Annotated in this window: 15 protein-coding genes and 2 pseudogenes; 8 read left to right on the forward strand and 9 right to left on the reverse strand. The window is 51.1% G+C overall.

The annotated features are described in order from the left end of the window. Window positions 1-585 precede the first annotated feature (585 nt). A complete protein-coding gene (locus NDI52_RS12565) occupies window positions 586-3,015 on the forward strand; it encodes a CHASE domain-containing protein (protein ID WP_199307783.1) in 2,430 nt (809 codons plus the stop codon). Window positions 3,016-3,167: 152 nt separating this feature from the next. Here NDI52_RS12565 and NDI52_RS12570 read toward each other — a convergent pair. Together NDI52_RS12570 and NDI52_RS12575 are read right to left on the reverse strand one after the other, a co-directional pair. Next, window positions 3,168-3,869 (reverse strand): annotated as a pseudogene (locus NDI52_RS12570) (amino acid ABC transporter permease); the annotation flags it as partial. 530 nt (window positions 3,870-4,399) lie between these two features. Next, window positions 4,400-5,224, reverse strand: a pseudogene (locus tag NDI52_RS12575) (basic amino acid ABC transporter substrate-binding protein); the annotation flags it as partial. A gap of 287 nt (window positions 5,225-5,511) precedes the next feature. On the opposite strand from NDI52_RS12575, the gene NDI52_RS12580 reads away from it, so the two are divergent. Continuing rightward, window positions 5,512-6,273 carry an amino acid ABC transporter ATP-binding protein gene (locus NDI52_RS12580; RefSeq protein ID WP_277874383.1) on the forward strand — a complete coding sequence of 254 codons (762 nt, stop codon included), beginning with the start codon at window positions 5,512-5,514 and terminating at the stop codon, window positions 6,271-6,273. A 36-nt stretch (window positions 6,274-6,309) separates the two neighbouring features. Here the strand turns inward: NDI52_RS12580 and NDI52_RS12585 are convergent, their stop codons facing one another. Together NDI52_RS12585 and NDI52_RS12590 are read right to left on the reverse strand one after the other, a co-directional pair. Next, window positions 6,310-7,116: a hypothetical protein gene (locus NDI52_RS12585; protein ID WP_190773480.1), complete on the reverse strand. Its 807-nt coding sequence runs from the start codon at window positions 7,114-7,116 to the stop codon at window positions 6,310-6,312. Window positions 7,117-7,144: 28 nt separating this feature from the next. After that, complete coding sequence (locus tag NDI52_RS12590; protein WP_190773479.1) at window positions 7,145-8,689, reverse strand: DnaJ domain-containing protein; 1,545 nt, start codon at window positions 8,687-8,689, stop codon at window positions 7,145-7,147. Between the two features lie 333 nt (window positions 8,690-9,022). Here NDI52_RS12590 and NDI52_RS12595 point away from each other — a divergent pair, with 333 nt between their 5' ends. Continuing rightward, window positions 9,023-9,814 (forward strand): NYN domain-containing protein, encoded by a 792-nt coding sequence (locus tag NDI52_RS12595; RefSeq protein WP_190773478.1) that lies wholly within the window; start codon window positions 9,023-9,025, stop codon window positions 9,812-9,814. A gap of 169 nt (window positions 9,815-9,983) precedes the next feature. Here the strand turns inward: NDI52_RS12595 and NDI52_RS12600 are convergent, their stop codons facing one another. Further along, a complete protein-coding gene (locus NDI52_RS12600; protein WP_190773477.1) occupies window positions 9,984-11,378 on the reverse strand; it encodes a hypothetical protein in 1,395 nt (464 codons plus the stop codon). Window positions 11,379-11,691: 313 nt separating this feature from the next. On the opposite strand from NDI52_RS12600, the gene NDI52_RS12605 reads away from it, so the two are divergent. The 3 genes from NDI52_RS12605 (at window position 11,692) to NDI52_RS12615 (ending at window position 13,791) form a co-directional block, all read left to right on the forward strand. Continuing rightward, window positions 11,692-12,528 (forward strand): DUF1350 family protein, encoded by an 837-nt coding sequence (locus tag NDI52_RS12605; protein ID WP_190773476.1) that lies wholly within the window; start codon window positions 11,692-11,694, stop codon window positions 12,526-12,528. Between the two features lie 133 nt (window positions 12,529-12,661). Further along, entirely contained in the window at window positions 12,662-13,351 is a 690-nt protein-coding gene (locus tag NDI52_RS12610; RefSeq protein ID WP_199307784.1) for a hypothetical protein, read from the forward strand. 77 nt (window positions 13,352-13,428) lie between these two features. Further along, window positions 13,429-13,791, forward strand: coding sequence for a VOC family protein (locus tag NDI52_RS12615; protein WP_190773475.1), 363 nt, complete (start codon window positions 13,429-13,431; stop codon window positions 13,789-13,791). 87 nt (window positions 13,792-13,878) lie between these two features. On the opposite strand, the gene NDI52_RS12620 is transcribed toward NDI52_RS12615, so the two are convergent. Next, window positions 13,879-16,062 (reverse strand): calcium-binding protein, encoded by a 2,184-nt coding sequence (locus NDI52_RS12620; RefSeq protein ID WP_190773474.1) that lies wholly within the window; start codon window positions 16,060-16,062, stop codon window positions 13,879-13,881. A 710-nt stretch (window positions 16,063-16,772) separates the two neighbouring features. Between NDI52_RS12620 and NDI52_RS12625 the strand changes: the two genes are divergently transcribed. Further along, window positions 16,773-18,443, forward strand: coding sequence for a GH3 auxin-responsive promoter family protein (locus NDI52_RS12625; protein WP_190773473.1), 1,671 nt, complete (start codon window positions 16,773-16,775; stop codon window positions 18,441-18,443). A gap of 97 nt (window positions 18,444-18,540) precedes the next feature. Here the strand turns inward: NDI52_RS12625 and NDI52_RS12630 are convergent, their stop codons facing one another. Further along, window positions 18,541-18,849: a hypothetical protein gene (locus NDI52_RS12630; RefSeq protein ID WP_190773472.1), complete on the reverse strand. Its 309-nt coding sequence runs from the start codon at window positions 18,847-18,849 to the stop codon at window positions 18,541-18,543. Next, window positions 18,831-19,856, reverse strand: coding sequence for a ParM/StbA family protein (locus tag NDI52_RS12635; protein ID WP_190773471.1), 1,026 nt, complete (start codon window positions 19,854-19,856; stop codon window positions 18,831-18,833). Before NDI52_RS12635 ends, NDI52_RS12630 begins: the two co-directional genes overlap by 19 nt. Window positions 19,857-20,385: 529 nt before the next feature. Between NDI52_RS12635 and NDI52_RS12640 the strand changes: the two genes are divergently transcribed. Further along, a complete protein-coding gene (locus NDI52_RS12640; RefSeq protein WP_190773470.1) occupies window positions 20,386-21,270 on the forward strand; it encodes an ABC transporter ATP-binding protein in 885 nt (294 codons plus the stop codon). 132 nt (window positions 21,271-21,402) lie between these two features. Here the strand turns inward: NDI52_RS12640 and NDI52_RS12645 are convergent, their stop codons facing one another. Further along, window positions 21,403-22,128, reverse strand: a complete 726-nt coding sequence (locus NDI52_RS12645) for a 2-phosphosulfolactate phosphatase (RefSeq protein WP_190773469.1) — start codon at window positions 22,126-22,128, stop codon at window positions 21,403-21,405. Window positions 22,129-22,346: the final 218 nt, after the last annotated feature.

The following is a 22,346-nucleotide window of genomic DNA, read 5'->3' on the forward strand; positions in this document are numbered from 1 at the left end:
AAAATGAGCACTGCAGCTTATCCCGAACTGAGGTTATTTAACTGTTTTTGGTAGGAATTACGAATACGAGAAACCCTATTAAAAGTTCTATTGTTAAATTACAGTGCTTTTCAAGCGCTTAAAATCTGGTTATTTTTGTGAGAGCCGCACTCCGCGCGGCTCTCACAAAAATAACCGTGGCTGATTCAAGCGCAAAGCGCTGTACCAACGGGCTTGCTATTTTTCTCCAAGTTCTTGATTTTGCGTGTGTCGCGTACACAAAATCAAGAACTTGAGAAAATATAATTATTTTTTCTCCGCCAGAAAAAGCTGAGACTTGGGACTCAGAGACTGAGTTTACCTGTTAAGTGATATGAGGTGGGATGCACCTTATAACACTTAACAGGTTGACTCTCTCCGTGCAGCTTGTGCTGCACATTCTTCTTCCAATGCAAACGAAGATACCTGCGCCTATTGAGTTATGGAGCCAGAGTTCCATCTTTTTATACATCTACTATTCAGCCTGTTAAACCATAATAGGAGCTTGAGGCCCGAGGCATAAACCTCAGTTTTTTCCCTTGTTCTAAGGGTTATTGAAAACTCTTTATGAGAAAGAATTGGCTACTCCAAATTGTTCAGCCATATCGTCGGTGGATTCCCTATTTTGTTCTTTCTGGAACACTGGCACTAACAGCTTTGGCAACAATCTACGTGGAAGAGTCTGCAAAAGATAAAGACCAAATTCGATTTCAATATTTAATGCAGCGGGCAGAGAATAGTATTGAAAGTCGTTTGGAAACTTATGTCGTAATGCTTCGGGGAGGAGCAGGTTTATTCTCTGCAAATGACAGCGTTAATCGTCAGCAATTTCAAAACTATGTTGATCGGCTTCTATTAACTAAGCATTACTCAGGGGTTCAGGGAATTGGTTATACCCAACGCTATTCTTCAGCAGAGCGTGGCCAGATTACTGCATCCCTGCAAATTGAGGGGATGCAACCCTTTGCCCTTCGTCCCAATTTTGAACGCTCGGAGTACTTTCCGATTATCTACATTGAACCTCTTGATCGCCGTAATCAGGCAGCCCTTGGCTACGATATGTTTACCGAGCCAACACGGCGCATGGCTATGGAACAGGCACGCGATAGGGGGCTTGCAACAGCCTCCGGTAGGGTAACCCTGGTTCAGGAAATTGATGAACAGAAGCAGGCCGGTTTCCTAATTTATGTGCCGGTTTATCAGGGAGGAGCCATCCCTGACACTGTTGCTGAGCGGCGCTATGAGTTGAAAGGGTTCGTTTATAGCGCGTTTCGGGCCGATGACCTGATGAAAGGAATTTTTGGGTCAGAGCCTGATTCCTTAATTGATCTTCAGATTTACGATGGCACTGAGCCCAACCCCGAGGCGTTGTTGCATCAATCTCAATCCCATCATCCCCCTGATAAATCCAACTATCGGCCTCGATTTGTTGCCACTAGTACGATTGATATTGCCGGTCGCCCATGGACAATTACCTATAGCTCTCGTCCCACCTTTGATGCAACATCCAGCATTAGCTTGCTTCCCTACGTTGCTATCGGCGGTACCATCATTAGTCTAATTTTGTTTGGTGTGACGCAGGCTCAAATGGAAGCTCAAATGGAAGCTGAGCAGTCTGCTGCGGAGCTGCGAAAATCAGAGCAAAAGCTCAAAAATGCTCATGATGAGCTTGAAAATCGTGTTAACGAACGCACTGCTGAACTAGCTGAGTCCAATCGTGTTTTACAGGATGAAATCGTTGCTCGTCAGAAAGCTCAGGAAGCCTTACAGCAATCCCTTGCATTTGAAGCCCTACTAAAACGTATTACCGATCGCGTCCGTGACAGCCTGGATGAGCAGCATATCTTGGCAGGAGTCGTCAAAGAGCTGGCCGATGGACTAAAGGTCGCTACCTGTAATACAGGTTTATACGACCTGAATGAAAATACCTCTACTATTTGTGCTGAGCACACAACCTCATTACCCTCCATCTTGCATCAGACGGTGCGAATGGCAGATTTTCCGGAAGGATACCAGCAGTTGCTATCAGGTCAGCCCCTACAGGTTTGTTTGATTAACTCGGGTGCCCAACGGGGTTCTGCTACAGTGCTGGCCTATCCTATTTTTGATGATCGGGGTGTTTTGGGGGATCTGTGGCTATTTCGTTCCTCAGATGACGGTTTCAATACGTTGGAGATTCGTTTGGTGGAGCAGGTGGCGACGCAGTGTGCGATCGCTCTCCGCCAGGCTCGGCTTTACGATGCAGCCCAGGCCCAGGTCAAAGCTTTAGAAAAGGTGAACTGGCTCAAGGATGACTTCTTGAGCACTGTTTCCCATGAGCTCCGCACCCCCGTTTCGAACATGAAGTTGTCGATTCGTATGTTAGACATTGCGTTAACCCAGGGGGAGCCGCTGAATGGGAATCGGCAGAAGGTGGAGCGGTATCTCCAAATTTTGCAAGGGGAGTGTCAGCGAGAAATTGACTTAATCAACGACTTGCTCGACTTACAACGCCTGGTCTCAGGGGAAAGGGTACTCAATTTGCAGACTGTACACCCCGAAGTTTGGCTAAACCAACTGATTAAACCGTTTCAAGCTCGCGCTCAGGTTCGGCAGCAAACCCTGAACCTGCATTTGCCTACACAAGACTTACCCCCGTTGGTGGCTGATATTGCCAGTTTGGAGCGGGTCATCAGCGAGCTGCTCAATAATGCCTGTAAATACACGCCTCCTGGCGAGACAATGACGCTTCAGGTGCAATCCTATACAGGGCAAATGCAGTTTTCTCTGAGCAATTCGGGGGTTGAAATTCCGGCCCATGAGTTGCCACGTATCTTTGATAAGTTCTACCGAATTCCGAACGCGGATCCCTGGAAGCAGGGGGGGACAGGTTTAGGCTTAGCACTGGTTCAACGGCTTGTCGAGCATATGGGTGGTCGTATTGATGCGAAGTCTGATTGGGGCGAAACAACATTCACGGTCATTATTCCCAACCAGGTCGTTTTGGATAGGGTGTAAAAGTAGGGCCTTTTCCATAAGTTGTTTTTCCGTGCACGACGCGCAAAAAACAACCTTTCAGCGAGCTTTAAAGCGCACCCCAGACGTTTAAATGGAGTGTGGAGTAAGGTATGCCCTTTACTCCACACCCCATTCATCCATAGCACGCATGATTACTCGGCTTGCGCTCTGAGGGGAGGACTCACGGCTTTGCGGCGTGCCCGTTCTACGGGATCCATTCGCTTTTCTAAAAATGTGAAGAATTGGGAGGACAGAGATGTTAGCAATAGATAGATCAAGGCGACGGCTGTGTAAACTTCGAACGCCTGATAGGTTTGGGCCACAATCAACTGTCCCCGACGAAACGTTTCTTCTAGACCGATAACCGCAACCAGGCTGGTGTCTTTAAGTAGCGTAATGAACTCATTACCGATGGGTGGGATCATGCGCCGAAATGCCTGGGGAAAAATGACATAGCGCATCGTTTGGTTTGCTCCCAAACCCAGGGATTCTGAAGCTTCCCGTTGACCGATCTCAATGGATTGAATTCCGGCACGAATGATTTCTGCCAGGTAAGCGGCACTGTTCAGGGTTAATGCCAGAATTGCCGCAGTCCACTGATTCATCGTGAACTTAATCCCCAGGGAATTTGACAGGGCTGGGAAGCCAAAGTAAATCCAGAAAATCTGGACGAGGAGTGGGGTTCCTCGAAAGAAATCGACGTAGGCACGAGTAATCCAGCGTATGGCTGGAATGGGAGAGAGGCGGGCAATGCCGATGAACGTTCCCAGGGTCATGCCCAGAACGATCGCTACTGCGGTTAAAACCAGGGTGACTCCAGCCCCCAATAACAGGTTTGGCAGTGCCCTAACAATGGTCTGAAAAAAGTCTTGCACAGTTACCTCACAGGTTGGCTCAGCCAATGCAAAGGTGATAATGAGCAGAGGTGCGATCGCCAGGACACAAACTGTGGGCCTAGGACAGCATTTGGCTCAATGGACGAGGGCTGATTGCATTTTGATAAACATGAAGTGGTGGATGATACCTGACACGCCTATCAAAATTGCTCTCAATATAGCGCTGTGTGAATGCTGTTTCAAAGCTGTTGTTAGTTTGTTTCAAACAAGTTTCTAATACCAATTCAATAAGCAATACCTTCGCCATTTTTCTCAAGCCTCTGATTGTACAGGCGCGACACGCTCGCAAAATCAAGGTCTTCAGCAAAATGATGAGCATGTTGAACAAGATATAACAGGCAATGAAGCAAGACGGTGTGAGGCACTTTAGTCCCTCACACCGCTCTGTGCTCACTGTGGCTATAAACTAGGCAAAACTGGGTTAATGGCCGCTAACGTTGCACTTGAATGAACCAGCACACGTATTACCCTTGCAACGCCGGGGCGGTTTCTGGTAGTTCAGGCGGTTCAGTCCCAAACCATTTCTTGTAGATTTCGGCGTACTTGCCATTGGTCAGAACGGTATTCAAGCCCTGATTGATCCGTTCCAGGTTAGGGGAGTTTTTAGGCATAGGAATGCCGTAATACTCCTCTGTCAGCAGTTGGCCTACGACCTTCAATGAGTTCAGATTACCGCTCTTAATGGCATAGAGCGTTACAGGAGCATCGTTAATGACTGCATCCACATTCCCGTTAGCGAGTTCTTGCAACGCGAGAGGAGCCGAATCAAAGGTGCGCACCTGAGAACCCGGAATTTGGTTAGCTGTGTTAGCTCCCGTCGTGCCAATCTGAACGGCAATGCGCTTTCCTTCCAGGCTTTCAAGAGAGGTAACATCGTTATTGTTGGCTTGAACGGCGATCGCCAATCCAGCTTTAAAGTAAGGCCGTGAAAAATCGACCGTTTTTGCCCGTTCGGGTGTAATGGTCATGCTGCTAATGGCGGCATCCACTGTTCCCCCCTGCAGAGCAGGAATAATGCCATCAAAAGGCAGGCTTGAAAACTCGACGGTAAATCCGGCTGCTTCTCCAATGGCTCTCATCAAATCGATGTCAAAGCCTTCTAGAGTGCCATCTGATGCTTGCGCTTCAAACGGTGCGAAGGCAGGCTCGGTCGCCACTTTCAAGACAGCAGCGTCGCCACCGGAGGAGGATGCGCCGCCCTCGGCTGCCTCCTGGTTGTTATTGCATGCAGCCATCGTAACAACCAGGGCAAAGCTCAATAGCCCAGGAATGAGGCGGCGTAACAACGTCGATCGTTTTAAGAGATTTAGCATAAATACTGGGTTGCGAATTTGCTCTGAACGGATTATAAAAGGGGAAGATTTGGTACGGTGACGTGCTATCAAAACCATAGCTAAAAAGAGCTTGAGGCTACGTCTGACCAAAGGCCCATTATTTTAGCGAGTTTTCTATTCAAGATTCGTAACAACCCAGCCATTCTAAGGATCTTTTTAGAATCGATTGCCCCTGACTATAGGCCAGCGCAAAATAGCATTACAGGCTCATTGATTTATAGGGCAGAGGGTGTATATTGCGATCAACCTGTCTGTCCATAACCGTTATGATGGATGCCTCGCCTGCGATTAACTTTGACAACCTAGAAAAAAGCTTTGGTCATCTGCGGGTTCTGAAAGGGGTCAGTGGGCAGATTCAACAAGGCGAAGTAGTCGCTATTATTGGCTCCTCAGGCTGCGGCAAAAGTACGCTGCTACGCTGCTTTAACCGGCTGGAGCGCATTAATGGCGGTAGCCTGATAGTGAATGGCATTGACCTGTCTAATTCGCGGATGGGGCCCAGTGAGTTGCGGGAGCTACGGGCAAAGGTTGGGATGGTATTTCAACAGTTCAACTTGTTTCCTCATCTGTCTGTTTTAGAAAACCTCACCCTGGCCCCCCAAAAGGTTTTAGGCGAAAGCAAAGTAGAAAGTGTTCGCTTAGCGCGGTTCTATCTCGATAAGGTGGGCTTGGCGGAAAAAGCAGATTCATATCCCGATCAGCTTTCTGGTGGGCAAAAGCAACGGGTGGCGATCGCCCGTTCCCTCTGTATGAAACCCCGCATCATGCTATTCGATGAGCCGACCAGTGCCCTTGATCCTGAGTTGGTGGGTGAGGTGCTGATGGTGATGAAGCAGCTAGCCGATGAAGGCATGACGATGGTGGTCGTCACCCACGAAATGCAATTTGCCCAGGAGGTTGCTCGTCGGGTGTTCTTCCTTAATGAAGGCCAGGTCGAAGAAGAAGGCCCTCCCCGTGAAGTGTTGAAGAACCCGAAGAGCGATCGCCTTCGGGCCTTTCTCAGTCGCATGAGCTTTGCCCAGGTTTAAAGCTTTGGGGCGGCAGAAACGACTGCTCTAAAACGGTCATTGGCCGGACTCTAGTTGTTGAAAAATATCAGCACTGCGAGGAATGGCATCGGGATCAAAGCCGATGGATTCGACGTTGAGTTCTGCCATCTTCTGATCTGTGCTGACCATAATGGTTCGTAGATCGATGAGTTGTCCCTGGTCGTTCTTTTGAGTGGCGAGAGCGGTGAGGATTTGATTTTCTAAATCCAGGTAGCTCATATAAAGACGCGCATTATTTGTGACGTTATTTTCCTGTTGGAAAATGATGGGAAACGCGCCCACAAAAATTGTGATTGACGAGCTAATGACAAAAATATTAATGACGTAATTATTCGCTTTATCCCAACCAACCTTGCTGATGTAGAAGAGACTGACAGCCGTAACAATTCCGGTGGCAGAAGCGAGGGCGATCGCTGCAAACAATCGGGTATAGAAAAAGATGCTAATACGAGCATAAGCCCTGGCCCGACGTTCAATTTGTGCCAGTTGCACTTGAATGCGATCGCGCTCAGCCGGGGTGCTGTTCTTAAAAGAATTTAAGTAAAGGTTTAAGTTCGCTTTGTCGTTGGTCGTGGATGAGGGCTTGTCATTGTCTGTGCTTGATGCAGAATTGGGGGTGAAAGACGATGCATCTGCATACTTCAAGCCCTGAGTCCAACGCTGGGCCACCCGTTCCGCCTGTACGTTGAGCACATTACCTGCAATAAGTGCCGCGAGTAACATCCCAGCGGAGAGTAGTCCGTGTTTTACAGGGGCTTGTTGTAAAAGGGATGGAATATTCCACGTCCACTTCTTGGCTGAGGAGTTATCGGAATCAATCATTGCGATAAGGGGTTGAGTAACAGAGACGTCAGGAATTAATGGGTTGCCAGAATTTTAATGTGCTATCGAGGCTGCCACTGATTAGCGTGTAGCCATCAGATGCCCAGGCGATCGCCGTTACCACTTTCTCATGCTCTTTCAAGCGAGTACGCAGCCGCTTTCCAGGCACATCCCACAACAGAATTTCAGGATTGGGGCCGATGCTGGCAATAGTGCGACCACTAGGGCTGAACTGGAGATGATGGACGGGGCCATTGCTCTCAAAGGTTTGAGTCAGATGACCATCGGCAACCTTCCATAGGTGAACCAGCCCATCGGTATTGCCTGTAGCCAGGGTGCGCCCATCAGGGCTGAGGGCGATCGCCCGAATGGTCGCCTCCTGTTGGCCAAAGCTCCGTAGCAGTTCTCCCGTTTTGCCATGATGGACCATGACGGTGGCGTCTTCCCCAGCGGAATAAAGCAGGGCGCTATCCGAACTGAGTTGCATGGCCCAGATACAAGCCCGATGATCGCGTAGGGTCTGGCGACGTTCGCCCTGGCTCAAGTTCCAAAGCTGTAGAGTGCCGTCCTGGCTGGCGCTGATGAGGGTGTGGCGATCGCGGGTGAAGGCGACGGCTGTAACCCAGCCCCCGTGGCCGACCAGCGTACGAATGAGATTTCCCGTTTTCGGGTGCCAGAGCTTTACCATGCAGTCTTCGCCACCGCTGGCTAGCAGTTGCCCATCGGAGCTGTATGCCAGGGCCAAAGGAGTGCCGGAGTGTCCCGCAAAGGTACCAAATACATTCTTCTGCTTAAGATTCCAGAGCCAAATCAGTTGGTCTTGTCCACCGACCGCCAGCACTCGACCATCGGGGCTGGGGACGATACAGGTTAGACCTGCTGCAGTTTCCGTCAGGGTTTGAATGCAGTCCCACCGTTCGAGATTCTGAGGCGGTGCTGTGTTTGTCGCCGCAGGCTGTGGCGTTGTCGGTGTGACAAAGGGATCGGAAGACGGAGCAGGGCGTTTAGGCTGGGATGCCTGCATCATATCCAGTTCTTTGGCCCGTCGCAGATCCGACTCGGCTCCTAACTCCAGGCCCATCACGGAATAGACAAATCCCCGGTGGCGATAGGCTTCGGCATAATCTGGGTTGAGCCGAATTGCCATACTGAAGTACTCGATCGCCTCTGGATAATTGCCCACGTTGGCACACTCGGCCCCTCGCTGGTAGGCTGCTTCAGCCCCGCCGCCTCGACTGGCCACATGAGGTTTTGCCGGTGGCCGACTGGCAGCATACGACGACGAGGAAGAACGCGTGGAGGCGGCCTGAGAGGTATGTTCAGCGTTGCCATCTCCATGAGAATTACCCTTGCCATTGCCACTCGTATCGCCAGGATGGTGTTCTCTTAAATAGTCGTAGGCAACGTTGATAGCCTTAATCTTTTCCTCAGCCTGTTGCTTGCGTTGGGCATCACCCGCAAAGCGATCGGGGTGCCAGATTTTCGCCAGCTCTCGATAGGCGGTCTTAATCTCGGTCAGGGAGGCCCCAGGCTGCAAGCCCAGAGTTTCGTAATAACGGCGGAGGTCACTCATGGCCGCTGGGTCGTTCAACTCCTAGTGTGAGCGGTGCGATCGCAGGTACAAATAAGCTAGCGACCCGATAGGGGTCATGATCTCAGATTCACCCTCTGAGGGTAGTATTCCCCATGCTAACCAATAGATATGCAGGTGATATGTCAATTTGATGAATTGGGTTGAGCTACTTAAAAATTGCAAAAGAGGTTGCGTTTTGCGCGTACCCAACTTCTTTCGGAATCTTTGAGCATGCAATTGTATGAAGTATTAGATTGCCTATTCCTCCTGGGCATACTTATAGCCGCGTTCATCGGAACTTAGAAATTAACTACTCGCTACTCTTAATTAAGTATGTCGCAGTCAGAGCTAAAAACTGCACTGCTCATTGATGCAGATAATGCTCCTGCATCCAAAATTGGGACGATCCTATCTGAACTTGCTAAATATGGAGTTACTAATATTCGTAGAGCCTATGGCAACTGGACGAACCCTACCTTAAAACCTTGGGAAGAGTGTTTACAGAAATATGCTATTCGTCCGATTCAGCAATTTGACTACACAAAGGGCAAAAATGCGACTGATGCCGCAATGATCATCGATGCGATGGATCTTCTCTATACACAACAGTTAGATGCTTTTGCAATTGTATCGAGTGATTGTGATTTCACTCCTTTAGTCATGCGGATTTTGGATAACGGTTTAAAGGTCTATGGGTTTGGTGAAGAGAAAACTCCTATATCCTTTATCAAGGCATGTTCAACATTTCTACGTTTAAATGCTGTCAATCAAACAGTGAATTTCGAAGATTCCTCAAAGGTTTCTGAAAAGCATCAAACGAACCAGGAACCGAAACAGGATGTTAAGAAGGTTTCTGAGAGTAAGAAGAAAACAGGTCAGGAACTGAAGCAAGATACTAAATTAATGAATTCACTGAGAGATGCATTGTCTAATACGATAGATAATGATGGTTGGTCGCACCTAGGAGAAGTTGGTAGCTATATAGCAAAGAAAGGCATGTTGAAATGGAAGAACTACGGTTATGCAAAGCTAGTTAGCTTATTTAAAGCAATTGATTCATTTGAGATTCAGCAAAGAAATCAAGTTGTTTATGTGAGGAATAAACAAAAGAAAACGCCGCTATAAAAGAGTGGTCAGCATCTCAAAACGTTTCAACATAGAGCCTACCCGCTTAACCTGAGTTCGGCATGGCTTTTGCATTTGCGTTGTGTGGTGTGCAACGCACACCACACAACGCAAATGCACTGGGTATAGCAAACTTGTGTGAGTCCGTTTGGGTTAAGAGTGTTTCCGCTTATCCCGCACTCAGGTTATTAAGAAGAAATGGAAGCCAGGCTATACAGGAGCCAGAAACCGTAATCATGGCACGTCCACAATTCGAAAGGTTATCACTGCTTTGCTGACGCAGCCAGGGTTGGCAAAAGTAGAAGGCGATCGCCGTCAAGAAAATAGCTGGGAGCGCCACCAGAAAACCCATGACCGATACTTGAGAAAACCCAAAAAACAGCATCATCGGTAGGGTAATCAGCAACCAGGCCTTGATGCTATAGCCGATAATGGCCAGCCGATTTTGCACGCTCCAATAGTTCTGTGGAAAGATCCCGGCGACACCGACGACGGCCAGATTGGCGGCAAAGGAAAGGGTATAGGGATAAAGCAGGCTGGAGCGATCGCTCAGCCCAAATAGCAGCAACCATAGTAAACCTCCGGCACACACACTCAATACCATGCTCATCGTATGGGTCGTGCCAGGTTGCGGCCCCCACTCCGTCAAGAACCAGCGTCGAGCTTGATGGCTCTCAGGAGAAGCAATCCACGGGACAAAGAGGGGGTAGGTGAGAAATAGCATCAGGGGGGGCAGTAACCAGGGAAATCCACCCAGAGACCAGGCCAGGTAGCCGATGAAGGCAGCCCCCAGGATGGCACTGTCATTCAGGGTGGTTCGTCGCCGCCACAGGATCACCAGGATGACCAGCAACACGGTTGCAGCGAGCCGAGCCAACAACCCCGGCAAATCGAGGGTGAGATGCGATCGCAGCAAAACAAAGCTTCCCAGAGGGATAAATAGGTTATCGATGCCCCGCCAGGAAATCGCCTCCAATACCATCACCAGCAATCCCATAATGATGGCGATCACTAAGGTCTCCGCTCGCCCGGTAGGGGTGACTAGCAACAGGGGAATATGCACGCTAAAGAAGGTCGCCATAAAAAAGGCCAGCGAACCCTCTGCGCTCTTGAATCCCTCCGCTGTGGTGTAGCGCGTTTTGCCATAGCGAACCCCGATCAGGGCTGCGATCGCATCAGCCAGCGTCAGAATCAACATGGGAATGGTGAACAGCAACCGGCTGCCATCGGCCAACCAGAACAGCGTCACAATCGAAAAGGTGAAATAAACTTCTCCCCAAGAACGCCGCTTGACTCCTCCCAAAACGCTTCCCAGGTTTTTTGACAGCAGGGGGACAAAGCGCAGACTGAGGAGGAAGGCGATCGCCAACCCTCCCAGAACGGTGACAGGCCAGGGTGAATTAAAGAGCCAGGGGAAGGCTAGCGTCATCAACCCCATGGGAATGTGAACGAGCTTTCGCACCAATTCTGGGTTCGGGGACTGCGATCGCTGCCATGCTCGTAGGCTCAGCATTAAACCTAGAAGGATGCTGAGGACGAGAATGATGTTGAGCCAAGGAGACATGGAGGTGAATGGATAGCTAGGTGGATGGGCAGGAAAAAGGTGGATGAGTGAACTGGCGAGTTACTCGTTGTTGAGAAGTTAATTTTGCGTGCGCGTAGCGCACGCAAAATTAACTTCTCAACCGGTCTTTTAGGGAGGATCTAGATTTTGGCGGCTTCCTCGCTCCCCTGTCTTTTGCCTCTTGCGTGGGGTAGATGCTGGTGAAGCAATTGTTTGAAGGGAGTTTCCCCAACTTTAACCTTTCCCGATCTAGGATGAAGAGGTTCTAGGACAGTGTGTGAGGTTGAGCTCTTGCCTGGGCAAGACGGGGTTTATGGCAGTGACAGATTGGACTGAGATTGCAGGGAATTGGGTTTTGGTGCCGTCGCGGCCCCGGGCAGTGATTCATTTTCTAGGCGGGGCGTTTGTCGCAACAGCGCCCCAACTGTCGTATCGCTCATTGTTGGAGTACCTGGCGGGGCAGGGCTTCGTGATCATCGCGACCCCGTTTGTGAATACGCTAGATCATACGGCGATCGCCCGCCAAGTGCTCGCTTCCTTCCATCGGGGGCTGAATGAGGTGCGATCGCGCTACCTCCGTCAGCGTTATCTACCGGTGTATGGCCTGGGGCACAGCATGGGGAGCAAGCTGCATCTCCTGATTGGCAGCCAATTTGCCCAAGAGCGAGCCGGAAATATCTTGATCTCATTCAACAACTACTCATTTCGTAAAGCCGTGCCCATGGGGGAGCAGGTCTATCAGTTCACCTCCCAGCTCTCCCAATTTGCCTCGCAGTTCATGCAGTTAGCCCCCGACCTGATGCCGAACCTCGAAGTGGAGTTCACTCCCTCCCCCGACGAGACCAATCAAATGATTGCGGATTCCTATCAGGTGCAGCGTAATTTTTTGCTGAAGTTTACCAACGACACCATTGATCAGACTCGCCCCCTACACGATATTCTGCGGGTGCGCTACCCCGAAATGACTGCTGTAGAAATTTTGCCGGGAAACCACCTGACGCCTCTGGGGCAAGATGTGAAATGGCAACCAGGCACGGCATTTACCCCCTTTGATGCCCTTGGCCAGTTTGTGAACCAGTCTGTAAACCGCGATTTTTATGGGTTGCAAACATCCATTTTGCGTTGGCTTAATCCAACCGCTGGGTTCTAGCAAGCTGGCACATTTGTGTGGATTTCTCGTCTGAGTTCGGGAGACAGAATTACACTTGGAATTCGTGAGGGCTGATCTTGGCTCTACCTGTCTCCATTGGCACCGTACCAGACCACCTCTATCTGTGTTTCAAATGCTTCATCCTGTTTTTTCGCGTGGCTTGATCCTGGGTAGCTTACTGCTACTGGGAGGGTGCCCTACCTCGACGCCTCCTGTTGCTGAAGCACCTCCTGCTTCAACGACCACCCCTTCACCCACCGTGACCCCCTCATCCTCTCCTTCCACAACACCCAGCCCTACTTCCCGAGAAATTAGCGCTACAGCCATTGGTGCGGCCCGACTGGGGATGACCCTGGGGGATTTGAAGCGGGCATTACCGGGAGCTACGTTTGAGGTGAAGTCGCCCTTTATGGTTGACTTTGATGCGATCGCCGTTTCCCAAGACAATGCTACTCAGTTCTATATTCTCTACCTAGCTGGGGATACCTTTGAGGATACCGATACCGTTCAGGGGCTTCTGACGGATAACTCTAGCTTCCGCACCGATCAAGGAGTTGGCCCTGGCTCCTCCATTGCGGATGCGGAGGGAGCCTACGGCAACGCCACTCTCTCCTACAACACCGAAAACGAATCTCGTGAGTACGTGCGCTTTGAGAACCATCCCTCTCCGAACCTGGCCTTTTACACCGGCACGGGTAGCGAGGCAGGAGTTTACCCTGAGCAGGAGAGTAGCTTCCACGAAACCCAGGATTATCGCCCAGAGGCCACGATTAAGTCTGTGATGGTGATTTGTCTGCGAGAAGGCTGTGCAGCCCCACAGTAAGTCGTTATTTGTGATAGGACAAAAGAGGTTGTCTGCTGAGCAGCCGATCTTGTCCTCCTCATGACCCCAGGTCTACCATGCAGATCGCACGCTACCTCCATGCCGCAATTCTGATCTCAGATTTAGAAAAAGCCGAGCATTTTTATGGGACGGTGCTGGGTCTGCCCAAGGTCGATCGCGTTCTGAAGTTTCCTGGTGCCTGGTACGAGATTGGTGGTTGCCAGGTGCACCTGATTCAGCACGATGGATTGAGCCACGATCTTCAGAACCCTGAAAAATTGGGGCGGAATGCCCATCTTGCCTTTGCAGTTGCCGATCTGGATGCCGCTAAGAACCAGCTAATAGACTATGGCTACGAGTTTCAAATGAGTGCTTCTGGTCGTGCGGCTCTCTTTACCTGCGATCCTGACGGCAATGTGATCGAGTTGCAGCAGGCGTAATACACGCATCTTGGTTCGTCTTCTAAAACCCAGGGTTTGGGAGAAGCGAGCGGCTTTGCCGCCCGCTTCTCCCAAAATATTGAGCGCTTACCCAAGCACGATTAGGATGTCTTGATTGGTCATGGCTAACCCTGTTGCGAGCTGAGCAATCTGAAACTGCTGTGTTGCTCCTGTGCCATCTACATCGAAGAACAGTGCCCCTGTGCGGTTGTTGTAGATGAAACGATCGCTGCGATCGCCTGCCCTCGCTCCAATTCGAAACTGGTCTGGATTAATTGCAGCGTTATATAGTAGGCCTCCTTGTAAGGATGTTCCTACGACCTGAATCGCATCATCCGCTACCGAAAAATCTATCAGGCGATCAACCCCAGCCCGAGGGGCATCCAGGGTAAACCAATCCTGCCCAGAGCCACCTGTCAGGGTATCGGCTCCCTGTCCTCCATAGATCAGGTCTTTCCCTGCACCACCTACAAGCACATCGCCGCCTGCTCCTCCCAGGAAGGTGTCATTGCCTAGGCCACCATTCAGGCGATCTGAGCTAGTTCCACCCTCCAGGCGGTCACTGTCATTCCCACCCTCCAGGCTATCCGCACCATCGCCCCCCAGAAGAAAATCATTCCCATCCCGGCCGAAGAGGGTATCGTTGCCGGTATCTCCCTGGAGGCCATCGTTGCCCAGGCCACCATCTAAGCGATCAGAGCCGTCTCCCCCGAGGATTGCGTCATCCCCGACATCTCCGCTCGCCACATCGTTACCACCATCGCCGAAAATGGTGTCGAATCCGGCATCTCCATAGATTAGGTCATTGCCCAACCCCCCGTGCATTTGGTCGATTCCAATGCCGCCCCGAAGGGTATCGGCTCCGGCATCTCCATAGATCAGGTCATTACCATCGCCACCCAGTAACAGGTCGCTGCCCGTAACGCTTGTGCTGCCCCCTGGGCCCATTTCCCCAAATAGAAAATCATTACCAACACCGCCATTCAAAGCATCATTGCCGGTTCCGCCATAAAGGTAGTCGCTGCCATCGCCGCCATCTAATGCGTCGCTGCCCTGGCTAGCCAGCAATGTATCGTTGCCAATGCCACCCTGCAGGGTGTCGGCTCCAGCATCCCCCAAAAGCTGATCATTGCCATCCTCCCCTTGCAGCAGGTCATTGCCCGCTGCCTCCAGGATGTTTTGGGTATCAGAGCCGGCCTCTAGCACATCGTTGCCTACACCCCCCCGCAGTACGTCATTTCCGGCCTGCCCAAAGAGAAAGTCGATGCCTGCACCGCCTTCTAGGCGATCGCTGCCATCGCCACCTGCCAGGGTATCGTTGTCCAGGCCTCCCAGTAGCGTATCGTTTCCAACTCCACTCGACAGGCTGTCATTCCCCGCATCTCCATAGAGTTGGTCATTAGCACCGGCTGATGCCAACGTGTCGTTGCCGTCGCCGCCATGCAGGGTATCAAGCCCGGCATTGCCTAAGAGAACATCATTGCCGGCATCTCCCCAGAGCAAATCGTCCCCGCTAGCTTCTAGCGCGTCGTTGCCGTTAGAACCGCCTTCTAGAGTGTCATCGCCTGCACCACCGAACAGTGTGTCGTTCCCGTTCTGCCCAAAGAGACTGTCGTTACCCAATGCCCCTTCCAGGCGATCGTTGTCGTTACCGGCCTGGAGCGTGTCATTACCGGTACTTCCAAATAACTGATCGTCGCCATCCCCGCCTACAACGAAATTGGCGCTGTCAGTTCCTGTGGATTCCACCGTATCCGTAGGGTCAAAACCGCCAAACAAAGTATCATTGCCAGTTCCACCATTGAGGGTGTCAGTACCCCCACCACCCACCAGTAGATCGGCGTCTGCATCACCGCTCAACTGATCGCTGCCTAAACGACCTTTCAGGATGTCATTGCCATTGCCGCCATTGAGGGTATCATTCCCAATGTTGCCGAGTAGCAGATCATTCCCATCGTCTCCAGACATGAGGTCGTTACCTGCATCTTCGGAAGGGTTACTGACGTCAGAACCCCCTTCTAGCGTGTCGTCGCCTGCGCCGCCCCGGAGGGTATCATTACCGGCATCTCCAAATAGCATGTCGTTGTTGAGGCCACCGTCGAGGCTATCAGTCCCCGCACCACCTCGCAGGGTATCGTTGCCCTCTTCACCAAACAACTGGTCAACGCCCTCGTTGCCTAGCAACTCATCATCCCCTAAGCGTCCAAACAGGGTATCGTTTTCAAGACCACCCGTTAGAACGTTGTTTTGTTCATCACCAATTAACTGCATCTTGCTTCCCTTCTAAAAAATTCTGAAAGACACCCAAGGAAAAAGCATCAATAGCTACACGGGCTCCGCTGTTTTCTGGAGATAGACCTTGCTGGTCTAAAGGGAGTGGAGTTGTTGCTGCTTACAGAGTTTGAATAAAAGACGGAAAAATGGGAGAGTTCTGAATCAGCTAAACTTTAAAGAACAGCCAAAGATTCAGGAATAGCCGAAGACATAAAACCCATTCGAGTTAAATGTCCAGATCAAAGCGGCCCTGCCATCAATCGACCATATGCCGGTACTGTTCTGAATAGGTGGTTGGTTGTTGTGGAAGGGACATAAAACAACTCTTCCACAACAACCAACCACCTATTTGAAACACGACTTAGTGCGCCTAAGCCGAGTAAGCTTTATTAGTAAGCCCTTATGGCAGAGTTTTATTTCAAAAATTCTGCTTCTTAACAGTAGCTTTACTCACCACCCGACCTGACGTTAGAAAAATAATCTTGCCTGGTACCGGATCGTCTATGAAGTAGGCACCCTCTCGCTTCCACTATGGGAGGTGTCACAACCGGCACTGGCAAATGTTGAGATTTATAGGATAAGGAGAAGAGCATCCTCAGAATGTATACGGTTGAGGCTACTCAAGTGCACGGTAGCGCTGCACACCGTACTCGTCTCCGTAGAGTAGGGAGTTGCGTATTGTTTAAGAAAGCTTGTAGGAGGCATTCATGGCAAATCTTCTGCTGAGTCTGATTGCGGAGGCCGCTCTTCAGGCACGGCGAGATTTTATCGCCAAAACCTATCAAACTGAGGCCGTGCAGGTGAAATTCTTGCGATCGCTCCTCCACGCCAACCAAGAGACTGTACTGGGGCAACACCATAGCTTTGCGAAACTCCAGTCTGTGCAGGATTTTCGCGATGCGGTGCCCGTTTCCCGTTACAGCGACTATGAATCCTACATTCAGCGAGCCTTTCAGGGTGAAGCGAATGTCATGACCCCAGACCCGGCGATCTACTTCAACATGACGAGTGGGTCAACGGGTAAGCAGAAACTGATTCCGGTTACCCGACGATCGCGACGGGCTGTATCCTATGCCAATCAGGTGGCTGTTGGGTTTGGTACCCATGCGGCTCGTCGCGATCGCCGTCCCCTGGGCAAGATGCTGTTTACAAACTCGGCACGGTCGTTTGGGCGATCGCCCCAGGGTATTCCCTATGGCCCGATCAGCGTTAGCGACCTCAATCTGATGGGGCCAATCTATCAGCAGGTGTTCGCTCATCCTTTTGAGGTGATGAAGGCGGGCGACAGCGTGACGCGCAACTACCTCTGTCTTCTGTTTGCACTCACCGATCCAAATTTACGGATTGTTAGTGCAACCTTTCCGGTGTATGCCCTCACGTTCTGCGAACACCTGGAAATCCATGCAGAAAGCCTAATCGAAGATTTGGAAACCGGGACCTTTGCACCCTGGTTGAAACTGGAACCCGAACTGCGGGAAGTGCTGGAGCGACAGTGGAGGCCCCACCCTCGACGAGCAGCAGAATTGCGCCACATTCTTAACGCGGAAGGGCGGTTAGTGCCTCATCGAGCCTGGCCCAACCTGGCCTTTATCGTCACGGCTCGCGGGGGAACTTCCAACTTCTATATCAATCGCTTTAAGGATTACTTTGCGGATACCCCTGTATTTGGTGGCACCTATTCTTCGGCGGAAGCAACCTATGGGGTACACCGTGATTTTGGTACGGATGGCGTCATCCTGGCGGTTAACAGCGGCTTTTACGAATTTGTACCAGAGTCGGAGTGGGAAGCTGAACAACCGAAGACACTGTTACCCCATGAAGTGACGGTGGGCGATCGCTACCGTATTTTGATCAGCAATCTTAACGGGTTCTACCGTTACGACATTGGCGATGTGGTGGAGGTTGAGGGCTTCTACAACACGGCCCCCATCTTTGTGTTCCGCCACCGCCGGGGTGGGCTCTTGTCTTCCACCACAGAGAAGACGACTGAGTTTCACGCCATCCAAACCATGCAAACCCTCCAGCGAGAATTCGGCATTGCTCTGGAGAACTTTTGCATCACCCTCTCTGACCCTGAAATTCCTCCCCGATATCAGGTCAACATTGAACTGGCTCCAGGGTCAACCTTAGAAGACCCGACTAAATTCATCCACCGCTTTGATGAAGTCCTGGCGGAGCTTCATGCGTCCTATGCCCTGCGCCGCCCAGAGCCCATTCCCGATCCTCGGCTACGGATCTTAGCTCCCGGTAGCTTTAACCAGATTCGCCAACGGATGATTGATCGCGGTGTGCTGGAGTCCCAGATTAAATTTCCTCACCTGAGTGATGATCGTCATTACTTAGAAGGGCTGACGGTGATGGAAGAGGTGACGTTTTAGGGCGATCGCCAAGCGTTAAGAAGCGACGTGACATCTTGCATCACGTCGCTTCTTCGCGGCAAAATCGGCAACCTGTCAAAACCCCTGTCGTGAATGACTAAGCTCCCAGCAGTTCATCCAGGACATCCAGGGCCTCACAGTTGTTGGCGATCGCCGTTGGTTGTGGCTTAGGTGGCGCAACCCACTGGTTGGCTGAGGGTTGAGACGGTGAGAGCATATTCGCTCGTTGCGCTCCATGAGGCGTTCCTGCTGTGCCCCCCATGTACTCGTCTGCATAGCGCCGGAAGACGGCCTCGACCGCAGCGCGAGCATTTTTCAGCCCCCATTCATCAGCGATCATTTGCGCTTTATCCAGCACATCACGGCTCAGCCGCACTTTGTTGTCTTTTACTTGGTCGTTATACATAACTGCGTATTACTCGACATCGTGTACAAGCCACGGACATTGGCGAATTGAGGATCGCCCATCACCGTGAAGAGTTTGCGTCCAGTCAATCGTTCGGAAATGAGGTGAGTACTGCCGCCCGTCACCAGGAATCGTGTCACACGGGGCATGTAAGGCGTGTACTGGGCACGTACTGTTTGGAAAATACCTTTGAACCAGGGTTCCAGATGCTCATCCAGCCAGGGTGCCCAGGTGAGACCCGTATCCGCGTAGTTATGGCCGTTGCGGAAGCCATCCATCACAAGGCTTGGATCGGCGGTGGTGCCCAGAATGCTGGTCAAACGCTTATCGAAGCTGATGGAGACAGCCAGCTCGTAGGCACCACCACGATCCATTACATTTTCATCAATCACCTCACCTTCATCGTCTACCAGACGGGTTAGCCACGTGCCTCCACCGATGTCTACCACAATGGTGTAACCACTATCAGGGACCAAACCCAGTTGACGAGCATAGTAGTACGTACCCATCCCTTCCCGTTCGATCTCAACCTGAGTAACCGTCACCCGATAATCCAGGTCATTGCGGCGGAATTCGTGCATCCCCAGCAGTTGCTCGCGGATAGCAGCACTGTTGCGATCGGGATCGGGAGTAGAGGCAAAAACTTGTACGGCAAACTCGGTAGAGCCGTTCCAGGGTTCCAGGCAGGCGTAGAGATGGAGCCGAGATAGTTCGACTTTGTTTTCGACGACGGTTTGCTGCTGACGGCGATATTTATAAGCCTGGGCTCCGAAGTGATAGCGGCTGCCGTCGGGTAGCTCAATGAGGGGAGAGGCATTGGAAAAACTAACCGAATCGCGCCCCTGTGGCAACTGGAAGCGAACAGACCGAATCGCTCTGGGGTGGCCAATCCCATCGTAAAATTTCAGGTCGTAATTGCCAGCATCAAGGGCTAGAATGCGATCGCCCGTCCCATTGCCAACTGAGGGCTCTTTCCGAGGTCTGCGGGTTCTGGTACCAATTGTCATAGTTCTTCCTTCGTGACTATCTGGGGCGTTCGTCCCCATTAGTACACAGGTACTATACCACTTGTCTGCTTTCAGGGATAGTACGTATTTATTATTTCTTTTACAGCGCTTTGCGCTTGAATTAGCCATGGTTGTTTTTGGGAGCGCGGCCCTCCCAAAAACAACCAGATTTTAAGCGCTTGAAAAGTGCTGTACTCCAGCAATTCTCATTTTGAAATCAGGCCCGAAAACCGCGCGCCAAAGGCGCGCGGTTTTCGGGCCTCAAAGCCAAGAGTTCACGCCCGTAGGGCGTGAACTCTTGGCTTTGAGGCCTATAATACTGAGAATTGCTGGCTGTACTCTGTTTCGATGGGGCGTAAGCCCCAGGATGCTCGTACTGCACCGCATCCATTTCGGCTGGTGAGATGGGGCAGGTTTCGCGACGCAGCAAAAAAATCACCTTCTGGCTTTTGGGTTTAGAAAGGTGCGAGATGTGAGTAATGTTACTTTAAGTAAAGGAGTTGTCGTTTTCTGTTGTCCGGAGTGCTCTATGGCCGATGCTGCCGTTGCCATTCAAAACGTTTCTAAGTTTTATAGTGATGCGCCTGTTGTGAATGGTTTGTCGTTAAGCATCCAACCTGGCGAAATTTTTGGGCTATTGGGGCCAAACGGTGCCGGAAAATCTACCACCATTCGTATGATCACGACCCTGACCCGTCCCAGTGAGGGCAGCATTCAGGTCGCCGGTTATGATGTAGTGCGCCAACCCTTTCTGGTAAAGCGGCAGATTGGCGTGGTGCTCCAGCAGATGAGTGTAGATGTAGACCTGACCGTGTGGGAAAACATGGAATTCCACGGTCGAATGCATCATATCCCCAAATCTCGGCGGCAGCAGGATATTGATCGTTGGTTGGAGTATGTAGAACTGGCCGATCGGCGGGATGATTTGGTTAAAACCCTGTCAGGCGGGATGAAGCGTCGCTTGCAGATTGCCCGGGCCCTGTTGCATGAACCCCGCATTCTCTTTCTGGATGAACCTACGGTGGGGCTCGACCCTCAGACCCGTCGTCGCCTTTGGGAAATTATCAAGGGTCTGAATCAGCAGGGGATGACGATTCTGCTGACCACTCATTATATGGAAGAGATTGAGTACCTGTGTGGCTCTCCCCTCGATGGCGATCGCCCTGCCAATCGCATTGGTGTGATGGACAGCGGCAAGCTAATTGAGCTGGGGACGCTGGAGGAATTGCGGGAGAAATACGGCAAGGGCCTGCTGATGAAACAGATGGGCGATCGCTGGGAATACCAGTTTTTCCCGACCTTACAGGATGCTGATGCCTATCTTACCCATCAGCCCAACAAGGCGGGCATGATGGTACGTCCTTCCAACCTGGAAGACATCTTTGTAGAACTAACCGGGCGCAATCTGGATTAAACCCGTTGCTGAAGGCGTTGTGAAATGGGGTGGGAAACTGTGGTTCTCCACCCCATTTCACAACGCCTTCAGCAATACCGGATGAAGCATTGGTTGCCAAAGCCTTAAGGGGCATAGCACCAATTGGATGGTTTACCAGCTATGACGTGGGAGATTCTTGTAAGTTCCGTCAATCAGGGTGGGAACGCAATCACTTACATTCAATTGTGTCGCTAATACAACGTCTGGTTTAAAGCCACGCTCGATTAATTCTCGGCCAGAGCCACAGTGCTCAATCGACCAGGCTAGATTCTGGCGGGCACCCTGATAAGCCAGAGCCGCTGCTTGGGCTTCTGGCGAGAGACGACCTTGTAGATAACTAATAATGGCCCCCGCTGCGATGAAATCTTCAAAGGCAGGGCGAATGGTGCCATCAGGCCATTGTTCTCCGGCTGGGATGACAGCAATGCGGGGGCCGTAAGTCATCGCGGCCTGGGCGATCGCTCGGCTATTCCGCAAGCACCCTGTCAGGGTTGGAGTATTGCCTGTCGCTAAACTTAACGCCGAGCCATTGGGAGAGGGCAGCACGATTTGCGTACCCCGGCTCACGGACAGCATTGAACTGGGCGAGAGGGAGTAATCACTGCTACCTCGAGCACCTGCGAGCTCGGCCGGGATGGACTCGGCAAATTCATAAACTGCTTTATCTTGCCATCCATAGGGATAAATCACGGCCCCTTGGCTAGTCGCCACCTCAACACAGGTCGAAAATGACAGAACATCCACCAGGATGACAACATTACTAATGGGTGCTAATTGAGCAATACCGTTTTTGCCCCATTCACATCGCACGTCAAATTCTGCCTGATCCCAGTGCATAGTGAAAACTCTAGGTCGTTTTATAAATGTATTGACTTTAACGATGCACGCCTGCGTATATGCCCCATCAATATTTCCCAAAAATGTATCGATACTCACCCTCTTGCCCCAACCAAAATAAATAACCTCAATTTGGGATAAGCCTAAGTGCCTTTTTAGCATGCGCAGCGTGCCCCTCGAAAAGGCCTTAACCCGAACGCAGGTTGAATAGGGTAATT

The organism is Leptolyngbya sp. PL-A3 (genome assembly GCF_039962325.1).
In the GTDB taxonomy this organism is placed as follows: Bacteria; Cyanobacteriota; Cyanobacteriia; order Elainellales; family Elainellaceae; genus Vacuolonema.